This window comes from Pseudomonas sp. B20 (assembly GCF_020515755.1).
Lineage (GTDB): Bacteria > Pseudomonadota > Gammaproteobacteria > Pseudomonadales > Pseudomonadaceae > Aquipseudomonas > Aquipseudomonas syringae.
Genome location: NZ_JAHPJG010000020.1, coordinates 92,856 through 105,785 on the forward strand (window position 1 = coordinate 92,856; position 12,930 = coordinate 105,785).

The window sequence follows — 12,930 nt, forward strand, 5'->3', positions numbered from 1 at the left end:
TACATGTGGAAGGTTCCCGTGACTCAGAAGCCCGACCAGTGTCTTGGTGAATGGATTGATCGTGAAGCTCTCGCCGAAGCGATGATCCCGCTCATCGGTCAGCTCTACCGCAATAATAATGTGGTGAGCTCGATCTATGGCCGTAGCCTGATCAACCGTTCAGTCATCGCGATTCTCAAAGCTCACCGCTTTGCGCGTCATCGTCAGTCCGATGCGGTTGAGTTGTCCGTACACGAGACGTTCCCGCTGATCAAGGCGATGAGCGAGCTCAAGCTGGGTGCCGCTTCGGTGGACCTGGGCAAGCTGGCGGTGAAGTTCAAGACCGAAGGCAATGGCCGTACGCCAGAGCAGTTCGTTCGTGAAGAACTGGCCAGTGTAGTGGGTCAGCAGGGCACCAGCCCACGCAAGGGCACCGATGTCGTGCTGTACGGTTTCGGTCGTATCGGTCGCCTGCTGGCGCGGATCCTGATCGAGAAGACCGGTGGTGGCGACGGCCTGCGTCTGCGCGCCATCGTGGTCCGCAAGGGCGCGGAAAACGACCTGGTCAAGCGTGCCAGCCTGCTGCGCCGTGACTCGGTTCACGGTCCGTTCGATGGCACCATCACCATCGACGAAGCCAACAGCACGCTCACCGCCAACGGCAACCTGATTCAGGTGATCTACGCCAAGAACCCGTCCGAGGTGGATTACACCCAGTACGGTATCAAGGACGCTCTGCTGGTGGACAACACCGGTGTATGGCGTGATGCCGAAGGTCTGGGTCAGCATCTGGCCTGCCCGGGCATCGACCGCGTGGTCCTGACCGCGCCGGGCAAGGGCAAGCTGAAGAACATCGTGCACGGTATCAACCACGGTGAAATCACTGCGGACGACAAGATCGTCTCGGCGGCATCCTGCACCACCAACGCCATCGTGCCGGTGCTCAAAGCAGTCAACGACAAGTTCGGTATCACCAACGGTCACGTCGAAACGGTTCACTCGTACACCAACGACCAGAACCTGATCGACAACTTCCACAAGGGCGACCGTCGTGGTCGCAGCGCCGCGTTGAACATGGTCATCACCGAAACCGGTGCGGCTACCGCTGCTGCCAAGGCCTTGCCTGAGCTGGCCGGCAAGCTGACCGGCAACGCGATTCGCGTTCCGACGCCGAACGTGTCCATGGCCATTCTCAACCTCAACCTTGAGAAGCAGACCACTCGCGAAGAAATGAACGAGTACCTGCGCTACATGGCGCTGCACTCGGACCTGCACAAGCAGATCGACTTCGTGAACTCGCAGGAAGTGGTCTCCACTGACTTCGTCGGCTCGCGTCACGCCGGTGTGGTGGACGCCGAAGCGACCATCGTCAATGACAACCGCGTTGTGCTGTACGTCTGGTACGACAACGAATTCGGTTACAGCCACCAGGTGGTTCGCGTGATGGAAGACATGGCAGACGTCAATCCGCCAGCTTTCCCGCAGTAAACGTTGAACGCTTGAGCTGCCCGGCCTGACCGGGGCAGCAGATAAACGGGCCGAATCCTGCGCAGGCAGGCTTCGGCCCGTTTTGTTTTGTGGCTGACCATGAGAATCTGTCACGCGCAAAGTTTCTGGACGATGGAGTATCAAGGATGAGCAGTTCGGCCCTGGACGGTTCGCAACACCCCCTCAAAAGCAGCTTCTTCCTGCTGTTTCTGACGATCTTCATCCCCTTCGGGCTGGGGCATTTCGTTTCCTACCTGTTTCGTACCGTCAACGCGGTGATCTACGTCGACCTGCAAACCGACCTGAGCTTGCCCGCCAGCAGTCTGGGTTTGCTGACTGGCGTGTATTTTCTGACCTTCGCGGCCGCACAGATTCCGCTTGGCGTGATGCTGGACCGCTATGGGCCACGCAGCGTTCAGGCGCCGATGCTGCTGTTCGCGGTCGCCGGTTCGGTCATCTTCAGTATTTCCAGCACCGAGACCGGGTTGTTGATCGGGCGGGGGCTGATTGGCCTGGGGGTGGCGGGCTCGCTGATGAGTGCGATCAAAGCGTGTGCCATCTGGTTGCCGGTCGAGCGTTTGCCGCTGAGTACCGCCTGCCTGCTGTCGATTGGCGGGCTGGGCGCGATGGCGTCAACCACGCCATTACATGCGCTGCTGAACTGGTTGACCTGGCGAGAAGCGTTTCTGGTTCTGGCGCTGCTGACCTTTTGTGTGGCGGTGGTCATACACCTCAGCGTTCCCAAAGCCTACGAGAGCAAAAAAACGCGCTACAGCGATATGTTTGCCGCGGTCGGCAAACTGTATTCATCGTGGACGTTCTGGCGTCTGGCATTGTACTCGGTGTTCGCGCACGCCATCTACATGTCGGTCCTGTCGCTGTGGATGGGGCCGTGGCTACGCGATATGGCCGGCTTGAGTGATTCCGGAATGGCCAATGTGCTGTTGTTCGCAGCTATCGCGATGGCGGCGGGGTCCCTGACGTTCGGTGCGATCACCGATTATCTGCGCAGGTTCGGCGTGCAGCCAATCATGATCTGTGGCACCGGTATGCTGATCTTTATCGGTTTTCAGGCGCTGATGGCCAGCGGCTTGCCAGTATCGCCCTATCTGATTGCCATGGGCTTCAGCTTCTTCGGCACCTCGACGACCATGAACTACGCCATTGTGGCGCAATCGGTATCACCGGAACTGGCGGGCAGGGTGAGTTCTTCATTCAATCTGGTGGTGTTCGTGCTGGCGTTTTTCCTCCAGTGGCTGATGGGAGTCGTACTCAATCTATGGCCAGCGTCCCAGGGCGCCGGTCACTCGCTCGAGGCCTACCAGTGGTCGTTGGGCCTCATGATTGCCCTGCAATTGCCAGGCGTGCTGCTCTGGCTCAGCTTTCGTCCCTGGAAACGCAAGGTCTGAAAACGCAAAACCCCGGCCGAGAGACGCTCGAGCCGGGGTTTTCTTTTGCAACGCAGCGATTGATCAGCTGGCGGAAGCCGCCACAGGCGCTTCAAGCTTTTGCCCGCCCTTGCGGAACAGCACCAGCGTGGCCACCAGGCCCAGTACTGCTGCGCCAGTCAGCCAGATGCCAGGCGCTGCCTTGTTACCCAATTCGTGAATCAGGTAAGTACAGGCCGCCGGGGTGAAGCCGCCGAAGGTCGCCGTCGCCAGGCTGTAGGCCAGCGAGAAACCCGTGGTGCGGACTTCGACCGGCATGATCTCTGTCAGCGCCACGACCATCGCGCCGTTGTAGGAGCCGTACAGGAACGAGAACCACAGCTCGACCATCAGCAGATTGCCGAAGCTGGGGTGTGCAACCAGCCACGACAGGGCAGGGTAGGCAGTGGCGATGGCCAGCACGGTCGCGGCAATCAACAGCGGCTTGCGGCCGATGCGATCGGAGAACGATCCCATGATCGGCAGCCAGATGAAGTTAGACACGCCCACGCAGACCGTCACCAGCAGACTTTCCAGGTCGGTCAGGTTCAGTTCGTTCTTGCCGAAGGTCGGGGTGTAGGCGGTGATCAGGTAGAACGACACGGTGGTCATCACTACCAGCGCCATGCCGCCCAGCACCAGACCGAAGTTCTGACTGATGGAGCGCACCACTTCACGCAGCGTCGGGCGATGCGTGCGAGCTTCGAACTCTGGTGACTCTTCCAGCGAGCGACGGATGATGAAGATGGCCGGCACGATCAGGCAGCCGATCAGGAACGGCACGCGCCAGCCCCATTCGCCCATCTGCTCAGGGCTCAGCCAGTGGTTCAGACCCACGCCCAGCAAGCCGGCGAAGACCACGGCGGCCTGTTGGCTGGCGGACTGCCAGCTGACGAAGAAGCCTTTGCGGCCCGGTGTCGAAATTTCAGCCAGATACACCGAAACGCCGCCCAGTTCCACACCCGCCGAGAAACCTTGCAGCAAACGACCGAGCAGCACCAGCAAGGGAGCGATGACACCCAATGTGGCGTAGCCCGGCACGCAGGCAATCAACAGAGTGCCCATTGCCATCATCGCGAGGGTGATAATCAGCCCTTTGCGACGCCCGTGACGGTCGATGTAGGCACCGAGAAAGATCGCGCCCAGCGGACGCATCAGGAAGCCTGCGCCGAAGGTCGCCAGCGACAGCATCAACGAAGCGAAAGCGCTGTCGGAAGGGAAGAAGGTTTTTGCGATGGCCGTGGCATAGAAGCCGTAGACCATGAAATCGAACATCTCGAGGAAGTTACCGCTGACAACGCGAAAGATCGCTTTGCCCTTACTTGTTGTGGAGGCCATTTAGTTACTCGCTCAGGCTCGTCGGCTTGGAGTCCGTTGTCGTTTTTATCCCGTTCGCATCGCCATTTCGTGTGTGCAACTGGCGATGCGCACTTGTAACAGTATGTGTAACAGGGCTCAAAAACAACCGTTTCGGCGATTTGCTATCAGTTAACTGACGCTTGACAGGTCAAGACAATTGAGATCGTGCGGCGTGTCATTTTGATGAAACTTGATGAAACCTGATGAATAGATAGGGCACGCAGGGAGCATAAGTGGCCCTCGACCACTCAATATGCCGATCGGCGTTTTATCGGGCCGGTTCACTGGGTGTCAGAGCAGGTTATGGACGCTTTTCTGTCTTGTTCGCCAATGGCAGCAAGTCACTCTGAAGGTTTTTTATAGTGCGGGGCATGGGTTTGCGTAGGTTTGGCTGGGTTGCAGGGTGCCTCGTGTTGCTGGTGTGCGTTGGTTGTGGTCAGGCGCGCAAGCTGGAAAGCTTTGGCGGGCCGACCATGGGCAGCCATTATTCCGTGGTGTATGCGCGCGCGTCCGGGCAGCCAGAGCCTGCGGCTGTACGTCCTCAGGTTGAGGCGATTCTGGACGAGGTCGATCAGCAGATGTCGCTCTGGCGCACGGATTCGGATATCGAGCGCTTCAATGCATTGCCTGCCAATAGCTGCCAGGTGATGCCGGAACCGGTCTTGAAAATGATCGGCGTGGGCGAACAGTTGGCGCAGGAGAGCGACGGCGCCTTCGACCTGACGGTCAAGCCGTTGATGGACCTGTGGGGGTTGGGGCCTCATATGCTGTTCGAGCAGATGCCGCTGGTGCGGCAACTGGCCCGGACCCAGACGCTGGTCGGTTATCGCAACCTGCGCATCGTCGGCGCCCGGTTGTGCAAGAGTGCCGCCGTGCAAGTGGACCTCAACAGCATCGCCGCCGGCTATGCGGTAGATCGCATCAGCGAACGGATGGACGCGCTCGGCTTGCACGATTATCTGGTGCAGGCCACGGGTGAGCTGAAAGTCAGCGGGCTCAAGCCCGACGGCTCGCCCTGGCGGGTGACCCTGGACGCGCCGCTCGATGATGGCACTGTCACGCAAAAAGTATTTCCGCTCGAAGGCTACGCCGTGTCTACGTCGGGGGACTTTCGGCGTTACATCGACCATGACGGGTGGCGCATTTCCGATACGCTCGATGCCTTGACCGGTAAGCCGATCAGCCACGGCCTGGCGTCGGTGACCGTCATTCATCCCTCGGCGCTGATGGCCGACGGTCTGTCCTCCCTGCTGTTGATTCTCGGCCCGCAGCGCGGCTGGAATTATGCGCAAGAACATAAAATCCCTGCTTTTTTTGTGATTCGTGCCGATAAGCGCTTTATCATCCGCAGCAACGCGTCGTTTGATCGCCTGGTTGTGGAGCAGCCGCGATAAGTCAGCGGGCCGGATCAGCCGGTCACTGGCGCCAGGTGCAGACAAAAATTGGCCTTCGACGCGACCAAGGGTTAATGTTCGCCGCCTCGGTGCAGCGCTAGACTGCGCCGCGTGATTTAGCCAGAGATGCCAGAGTGGCGCCTCGGTCTGTTTAAAGGAGTACGCATGGCTGTCTACAACTACGACGTAGTGGTACTGGGTTCCGGCCCTGCCGGAGAAGGCGCGGCAATGAACGCCGCCAAGGCGGGGCGCAAGGTCGCCATGGTCGACAGCCGTCGGCAAGTGGGTGGTAACTGCACCCATTTGGGCACCATTCCGTCCAAGGCCCTGCGTCACTCGGTCAAGCAGATCATTCAGTTCAACACCAATCCCATGTTTCGTGCCATCGGCGAGCCGCGCTGGTTTTCGTTTCCGGATGTGTTGAAAAACGCCGAAATGGTCATCTCCAAGCAAGTGGCCTCGCGCACCAGTTACTACGCCCGTAATCGCGTCGACGTGTTCTTCGGCACCGGCAGCTTTGCCGACGAGACCAGCATCAACGTGGTCTGCACCAACGGTGTGGTGGAAAAGCTGGTGGCCAACCAGATCATCATCGCCACCGGTTCGCGCCCTTATCGGCCGGCCGATATCGATTTCAGTCACAAGCGCATCTACGACAGCGACACCATCCTCAGCCTGGGCCATACCCCGCGCAAGCTGATCATTTATGGCGCCGGTGTGATCGGCTGCGAATACGCCTCGATCTTCAGCGGCCTTGGCGTGCTGGTCGAGCTGGTGGATAACCGTGACCAGTTGCTGAGCTTCCTGGATTCGGAAATTTCCCAGGCGCTGAGCTATCACTTCAGCAACAACAACGTGATGGTTCGCCACAACGAAGAGTACGAGAAGGTCGAAGGTCTGGATAACGGCGTTATCCTGCACCTCAAGTCCGGCAAAAAGATCAAGGCCGATGCCTTGCTGTGGTGCAACGGCCGTACTGGCAACACCGACAAGCTGGGTCTTGAGAACATCGGTCTGAAGGCCAACGGCCGTGGTCAGATCGAAGTGGACGAGACCTACCGCACCAGCGTTTCCAACGTCTACGGCGCCGGCGACGTGATTGGTTGGCCAAGCCTGGCCAGTGCGGCTTACGACCAGGGTCGTTCGGCAGCGGGCAGCATGGTCGACAATGGCAGCTGGCGTTATGTCAACGATGTGCCGACCGGGATCTACACCATTCCCGAGATCAGCTCGATCGGCAAGAACGAACACGAACTGACGCAGGCCAAAGTGCCTTACGAAGTGGGCAAGGCGTTCTTCAAGGGCATGGCGCGTGCGCAGATTTCCGGTGAGCGGGTCGGGATGCTGAAGATCCTGTTCCACCGCGAGACGCTCGAGGTGCTGGGCGTGCATTGCTTCGGCGACCAGGCGTCCGAGATCGTGCACATCGGTCAGGCAATCATGAGTCAGCCGGGTGAAGCGAACACCATGAAGTACTTCGTCAACACCACGTTCAACTACCCGACCATGGCCGAAGCCTATCGGGTAGCCGCATACGACGGCCTCAACCGGCTTTTTTAAGCGACTCCGGCCGGTGGCCTGAGCCGGCCGGGGAGACCGATTTCAGTGATTCCCGAGCGTGGCGGTGGCCAAACCGGGAAAGTCTGTAATCAGGCTGTCGACGCCGAAATCAGCGAGCCTGCGCATCAGTGCAGGCTCGTTGACTGTCCATACCGACACATGCAGGCCCTGACGCTGTGCTTTCTGCAGGCGCTCCGGGGTACACAGTGTCCAGTTCAATGCCAGAATTTCACAGCCGTAGCTCTGGGCGACCTTCAACGGGTCGAGCCAGGCGTATTCGGCTACCAGCCCGCGCGAGATGTCCGGCGTCAGGTCCAGGGCGGCGCGCAGTACTTCGCGAGAGCTGGAGGTAATCGTCACCTTGTCCAGCAAGCCATGGCGCTGAGCCATTTCACGAATCGCCAGCACGGTGTTGGCGGCACGAGTGCGTGAAGCGCTTTTGACTTCCAGCTGCCAGTGCTCGAAAGCGCATTGTTCGAAGAGTTCTTCCAGGCGTGGAATCGGGCAGGGCGAGACCCAGCCAGGGCCACCCTTGCGCGCGTCATAGGTCACCAGATCGCCTGCCAGGTGTTCATTGACCTTGCCGCGTCGGTCGGTGGTGCGCTTGAGGGTCGGGTCATGAATGACCATCAACTCTCCATCCTTTGAAAGATGCAGGTCCAGTTCACAGCGGCGCACGCCGTGCTTGAGGCATTCCTGAAAGCTGGTCAGGGTGTTTTCCGGTGCTTCGCCCTTGGCGCCGCGGTGGCCGTAGATAAGGGTCACGTTTACTCCTGGCTACTGCTGATAGTGATAAAGGGGCAGGGCGTTCAATTTCCGGAGGGCTGGCCCTGTTCCAGCGCCTGACGCCGCTGCTGAGCCTGACGCTGCAACACGTGGCGGGCGAGTAACTGGCGCTGGGCGTCCGGAAGATTGACGAACTCGGTACTGATATCGAAATTGCCGTCTGCCAGCGCGTCGCACTGGCAAACCCTGGCGCGCAGCATCAGACCCGCGGCCTGAGGCATGAGCACCATCTTGATCGACAACTGTTCGCCGACTGCAAAATCCTGTTGCGAATTGAACTGAATACCGCCTTCTGACAGTTTGACCGGCTGAGGAGCGCCCAGCTTGCCCAGTGCGGTGTGGGCAACCACTTCGCCCAGCAGGTCGATGCGCTTGCTCAGCGACTTGAGAAAACTGTTCAGCACCCGGTCGCGCTCATCGAGCTGGCGCATCAGATGCTGCGACTCGAACTCGCTGACGTGCAGCTCGCTGAGCAGGTCGAACAGCGTCGAGGTATCCTGCATGGCATCCTGGCTTGCCTGGTCGGCGGCAGACAGGGGGTTAATTTCCAGTGCGACGCTGTCATCGATACGGTAGTATTCGCGGCGTCCTGCTTCATCTAATGTCGACATGGCGAACCCAAGCTAGCGGCGGTGGTCAGAGAGTTTCGAGTGTAAAGCTGCACGTCAAGGCCCGCCACACGGACGTCCTCATTCCTGCGAACAAATTCCTACATGTTCAGACCTCTTTTTGTATTTATCGGCACGCGCTACACCCGTGCGAAGCGACGCAATCATTTTGTTTCCTTCATCTCCCTGACCTCCATGATCGGCCTCGCCCTGGGCGTTGTGGTCATGATAGTCGTGTTATCGGTGATGAACGGTTTCGATCACGAAATGCGTACCCGCGTGCTTGGCATGGTGCCGCACGCGACCATCGAATCGGCTGATCCGATCACCGACTGGCGCGGTCTGGCCGCCAAAGTTCAGGAAAACCCGCAGGTGCTGGCCGTTGCGCCGTTCACCCAGATGCAGGGTTTGCTGACCCACGACGGCAAGGTGCAGAAAGTGTTGCTCAACGGTATCGATCCGGTTGAAGAGCGCAAGGTCTCGATCATTGACCACTTCATCAAGCAGGGCGAGCTCGACAGCCTGTCGCCCGGCAGCTTCGGCATCATGATCGGCGACAAGGCCGCGGCCAAGCTGGGCGTCGGCATCGGTGACAAACTGACCTTCGTTGCGCCTGAAGTGACGGTGACGCCGGCCGGGATGTTTCCGCGCATGAAGCGTTTCGAGGTGACCGGCATCTTTCACGTCGGCGCTGGCGAAATCGACGGCTTTCTGGGGCTGACCAATCTCGATGACCTGGGGCGTCTGCATCGCTGGAAGCCCAATCAGGTGCAGGGCCTGCGTCTCAAGTTCGACGACCTGTTCGCGGCGCCACGTACCTCGTGGGAAATCGCGCAGAAGCTGGGCGAAAACAATTTCTACTCGCGTGACTGGACGCGCACCCACGGCAACCTGTATCAGGCCATCCGCATGGAAAAAGCCATGATCGGTCTGTTGCTGCTGCTGATCGTGGCGGTGGCGGCCTTCAACATCATTTCCACGCTGGTGATGGTGGTCAATGACAAGAAGGGCGACATCGCGATTCTGCGTACCCTGGGCGCTACGCCGCGACAGATCATGGCGATATTCATGGTCCAGGGCACGGTGATCGGCGTGGTCGGCACGCTGATCGGCGCGGCACTGGGTATTCTGGCGGCGCTCAATGTCAGTGCTGCCATTGCTGCACTCGAAGGGCTGATCGGCCACAAGTTTCTCAACGCCGACGTCTACTTCATTGATTACCTGCCTTCGCAACTGATGGCCCAGGACGTGTTCCAGGTCTGCGGTGCAGCGTTGGTCCTGAGTTTCCTCGCCACCCTGTATCCCGCCTGGCGTGCTGCGCGCACCCAGCCGGCGGAGGCGTTACGTTATGAGTGAGTCGGGCATGTCTGATAAAGCAGTATTGAGTTGCCGCAACCTGGGTAAATCCTACGAGGAAGGCCCGGAGTCAGTGGTGGTGTTGTCAGGCCTGCAACTGGAGTTGCACCCTGGCGAGCGTGTCGCGATCGTCGGCAGTTCGGGGTCGGGCAAAAGTACCTTGCTCAACCTGCTGGGCGGGCTGGACACGCCGTCCGAAGGCAGTGTCTGGCTGGCAGGCGAAGAGTTGTCGGCGCTGGGCGAAAAGGCTCGCGGCCTGCTGCGTAACCGGGCGCTGGGTTTCGTCTACCAGTTCCACCATCTGCTGCCCGAATTCACCGCGCTTGAAAACGTCTGCATGCCGTTGTTGATCGGTCGTACGCCGATCCCCGAAGCCCGCAAGCGCTCCACCGCATTGCTGGAGCGTGTCGGCCTCGGTCATCGTCTGGCGCACAAGCCTTCGGAGCTGTCCGGTGGCGAGCGTCAACGTGTGGCGATTGCCCGTGCCCTGATCAATCAGCCGGGTCTGGTGATGCTTGACGAGCCGACCGGCAACCTCGATCACCACACGGCGCAGGGCATTCAGGACCTGATGCGTGAACTGAGCACGTCGTCGCGCACGGCGTTTCTGATCGTGACCCACGACATGAACCTGGCCCGGCAAATGGACCGCGTCCTGCGTCTGGAAGACGGCCGCCTCGTCGAGGCCTGATCGACCCGGCCCGGCGCAATTCATCGCGCCGGGTTCCAGTTTTTATACGGTGTATTTTCCCACGGTGCTTCGCGAATGTTCAGACCGTTACCCATCTTCATCGGCATGCGCTATACCCGCGCCAAACGCCGCAAAAGCTTCATCTCGTTCATTTCGATGACCTCGATGATCGGTCTGGCACTCGGTGTCCTGGCGATGATCGTGGTGCTGTCGGTCATGAACGGTTTCCAGCGGGAAATGAGCTCGCGGATTCTCGGCATGGTGCCGCACGCGGTCATTGCCGGTAACACTCCGGTCGATGACTGGAAACCGCTGGCCGACGCTGCGCTGAAAAACCCTGAAGTCACCGCTGCCGTACCGTTCACCGACATGGAAGGCATGCTGTCCTACAAGGGCTCGATGCAGCCGATCCAGATCAGCGGCGTAGACCCGGCGCTGGAACATGAAGTATCGATCGTCACGCAGCACATCACCCGCGGAAGCCTCGAAGACCTCAAGCCGGGCGAGTTCGGCGTGGTACTGGGCGACATTACCGCGCGCCGCTTTCGCTTGACCATCGGCGACAAGCTGACCCTGATCGTCCCGGAAGTCAGCAGCGCCCCTGGCGGCATCACGCCGCGCCTGCAACGCCTGACCGTCGTGGGTATCTTCAAGGTCGGGGCCGAGCTGGACGGTTCGATGGGCCTGATCAATATCGCCGATGCGGCGCAGATGCAGCGCTGGCAGCCCAATCAGGTTCAAGGCGTGCGACTGGCGCTCAAGGATCTGTACAAGGCGCCCCAGGTGTCCACCGCCATTGCCGCCGGTCTGGGTGATGGCTATCGCGCCGACGACTGGACCCACACCCAGGGCAGCCTGTTCAGTGCCATGAAGATGGAAAAGACCATGATCGGTCTGTTGCTGCTGATGATCGTCGCTGTGGCTGCGTTCAACATCATTGCCACGTTGATCATGGTGGTCAACGACAAGGGCGCAGACATCGCCATCCTGCGCACCATCGGCGCCACGCCGCGGCAGATCATGGCGATCTTTGTGGTTCAGGGCACCGTCATCGGCATCGTCGGTACATTGATCGGCGGCATCCTGGGGATTATTGCGGCGCTGAACGTCAGCAGCCTGGTGGGCTGGATCGAGCGGGTCAGCGGTCAGCACATCTTCAGTTCCGATGTGTACTTCATCAGCAACCTGCCTTCCGAACTGCAGGCCGGTGACGTGCTGCTGATCTGCAGTGCCGGGTTTATCCTGAGCTTTCTGGCGACCATCTACCCCGCGTGGCGCGCCGCGCAGATCCAGCCGGCGCACGCACTGCGTTACGAGTGACAGGGCCTGAGTCACCTTCGCCGAGGCCGCAGGGCGGCCCGCGAGGGTGGCGGGGCAGCGCGGATTTTCGCTGAAAGCCCCACGCAAACGCTATAAACTCGCCGCGTTAATTCATGATCCAGGTATCGCCATGCATCCCGCAGCCGAACACTCGCCGCTGGGCAAGTCCAGTGAGTACATCGCCACCTACACGCCGTCGCTGTTGTTCCCGATCCCTCGTGCCGCAAAATGGGCCGAGCTTGGGCTCACCGCGCAGACGCTGCCTTATCAGGGAGTCGATTTCTGGAACTGCTACGAGCTGTCATGGCTGCTGCCGTCCGGCAAGCCGGTGGTGGCCATTGGCGAGTTCAGTATTCCGGCCGAATCGCCGAACATCATCGAATCGAAGTCCTTCAAGCTGTACCTCAATTCGTTGAATCAGACGGCTTTCGCGAGCGTCGACCAACTGCAGACCACGCTCGAAAAGGACTTGTCGGCTGCGGCGGGCAAGCCGGTCGGCGTGCGTATTCGCAGCCTGGCGGAAATCGAAGAAGAAGGTGTCGCGGCATTGCCAGGCCTGTGTATCGACGACCTGGACATCTCGGTCAGCAGCTATGACCGACCGCAGCCCGAGTTGCTGCGTTGTGATGACTCGCGGGTGATGGAAGAGAGCGTGCACAGTCATCTGCTCAAATCCAACTGCCCGGTCACCAGCCAGCCTGACTGGGGCAGTGTGGTGGTCGAATATCGCGGCGCGGCGCTGGATCATGCCAGCCTGCTGGCGTATATCGTCAGCTTTCGCCAGCACTCGGATTTTCATGAGCAGTGCGTGGAAAGAATCTTCCTCGACCTGCAGCGCTTGCTCAAGCCGGAGAAGCTCACCGTGTATGCGCGCTACGTGCGCCGCGGTGGTCTGGACATCAACCCGTACCGCAGCACTGAAACGCTCGACGTGGACAATCGCAGGCTGGCGCGGCAGTAAT

11 protein-coding genes are annotated in these 12,930 nt (G+C 59.9%); 8 read left to right on the forward strand and 3 right to left on the reverse strand.

Annotated features, from left to right (window positions below):
* The first annotated feature begins 3 nt into the window (after positions 1 to 3).
* Both LIX91_RS19475 and LIX91_RS19480 read left to right on the forward strand, forming a co-directional pair.
* Positions 4 to 1,467 carry a glyceraldehyde-3-phosphate dehydrogenase gene (locus tag LIX91_RS19475; protein WP_003315085.1) on the forward strand — a complete coding sequence of 488 codons (1,464 nt, stop codon included), beginning with the start codon at positions 4 to 6 and terminating at the stop codon, positions 1,465 to 1,467.
* Positions 1,468 to 1,613: 146 nt separating this feature from the next.
* Entirely contained in the window at positions 1,614 to 2,876 is a 1,263-nt protein-coding gene (locus LIX91_RS19480) for an MFS transporter (RefSeq protein ID WP_226488996.1), read from the forward strand.
* A 63-nt stretch (positions 2,877 to 2,939) separates the two neighbouring features.
* On the opposite strand, the gene LIX91_RS19485 is transcribed toward LIX91_RS19480, so the two are convergent.
* A complete protein-coding gene (locus tag LIX91_RS19485) occupies positions 2,940 to 4,232 on the reverse strand; it encodes an MFS transporter (RefSeq protein WP_003415899.1) in 1,293 nt (430 codons plus the stop codon).
* 392 nt (positions 4,233 to 4,624) lie between these two features.
* On the opposite strand from LIX91_RS19485, the gene LIX91_RS19490 reads away from it, so the two are divergent.
* Together LIX91_RS19490 and sthA are read left to right on the forward strand one after the other, a co-directional pair.
* Positions 4,625 to 5,647 (forward strand): FAD:protein FMN transferase, encoded by a 1,023-nt coding sequence (locus tag LIX91_RS19490; RefSeq protein ID WP_226488997.1) that lies wholly within the window; start codon positions 4,625 to 4,627, stop codon positions 5,645 to 5,647.
* A 165-nt stretch (positions 5,648 to 5,812) separates the two neighbouring features.
* Positions 5,813 to 7,207, forward strand: a complete 1,395-nt coding sequence (gene sthA / locus LIX91_RS19495; RefSeq protein WP_003436620.1) for a Si-specific NAD(P)(+) transhydrogenase — start codon at positions 5,813 to 5,815, stop codon at positions 7,205 to 7,207.
* A 42-nt stretch (positions 7,208 to 7,249) separates the two neighbouring features.
* Here the strand turns inward: sthA and LIX91_RS19500 are convergent, their stop codons facing one another.
* Both LIX91_RS19500 and LIX91_RS19505 read right to left on the reverse strand, forming a co-directional pair.
* Positions 7,250 to 7,972 carry a glycerophosphodiester phosphodiesterase gene (locus LIX91_RS19500; protein WP_100072639.1) on the reverse strand — a complete coding sequence of 241 codons (723 nt, stop codon included), beginning with the start codon at positions 7,970 to 7,972 and terminating at the stop codon, positions 7,250 to 7,252.
* Between the two features lie 44 nt (positions 7,973 to 8,016).
* Positions 8,017 to 8,604, reverse strand: a complete 588-nt coding sequence (locus LIX91_RS19505; protein WP_046270214.1) for a PilZ domain-containing protein — start codon at positions 8,602 to 8,604, stop codon at positions 8,017 to 8,019.
* 102 nt (positions 8,605 to 8,706) lie between these two features.
* On the opposite strand from LIX91_RS19505, the gene LIX91_RS19510 reads away from it, so the two are divergent.
* The 4 genes from LIX91_RS19510 (at position 8,707) to queF (ending at position 12,929) form a co-directional block, all read left to right on the forward strand.
* Positions 8,707 to 9,957: a lipoprotein-releasing ABC transporter permease subunit gene (locus tag LIX91_RS19510; RefSeq protein ID WP_004410272.1), complete on the forward strand. Its 1,251-nt coding sequence runs from the start codon at positions 8,707 to 8,709 to the stop codon at positions 9,955 to 9,957.
* A gap of 7 nt (positions 9,958 to 9,964) precedes the next feature.
* A complete protein-coding gene (gene lolD, locus LIX91_RS19515; protein ID WP_016567727.1) occupies positions 9,965 to 10,648 on the forward strand; it encodes a lipoprotein-releasing ABC transporter ATP-binding protein LolD in 684 nt (227 codons plus the stop codon).
* A 75-nt stretch (positions 10,649 to 10,723) separates the two neighbouring features.
* Complete coding sequence (locus tag LIX91_RS19520; RefSeq protein ID WP_065087527.1) at positions 10,724 to 11,968, forward strand: lipoprotein-releasing ABC transporter permease subunit; 1,245 nt, start codon at positions 10,724 to 10,726, stop codon at positions 11,966 to 11,968.
* A gap of 130 nt (positions 11,969 to 12,098) precedes the next feature.
* Complete coding sequence (gene queF, locus LIX91_RS19525) at positions 12,099 to 12,929, forward strand: NADPH-dependent 7-cyano-7-deazaguanine reductase QueF (RefSeq protein ID WP_226488998.1); 831 nt, start codon at positions 12,099 to 12,101, stop codon at positions 12,927 to 12,929.
* The last annotated feature ends 1 nt before the right edge of the window (position 12,930 follow it).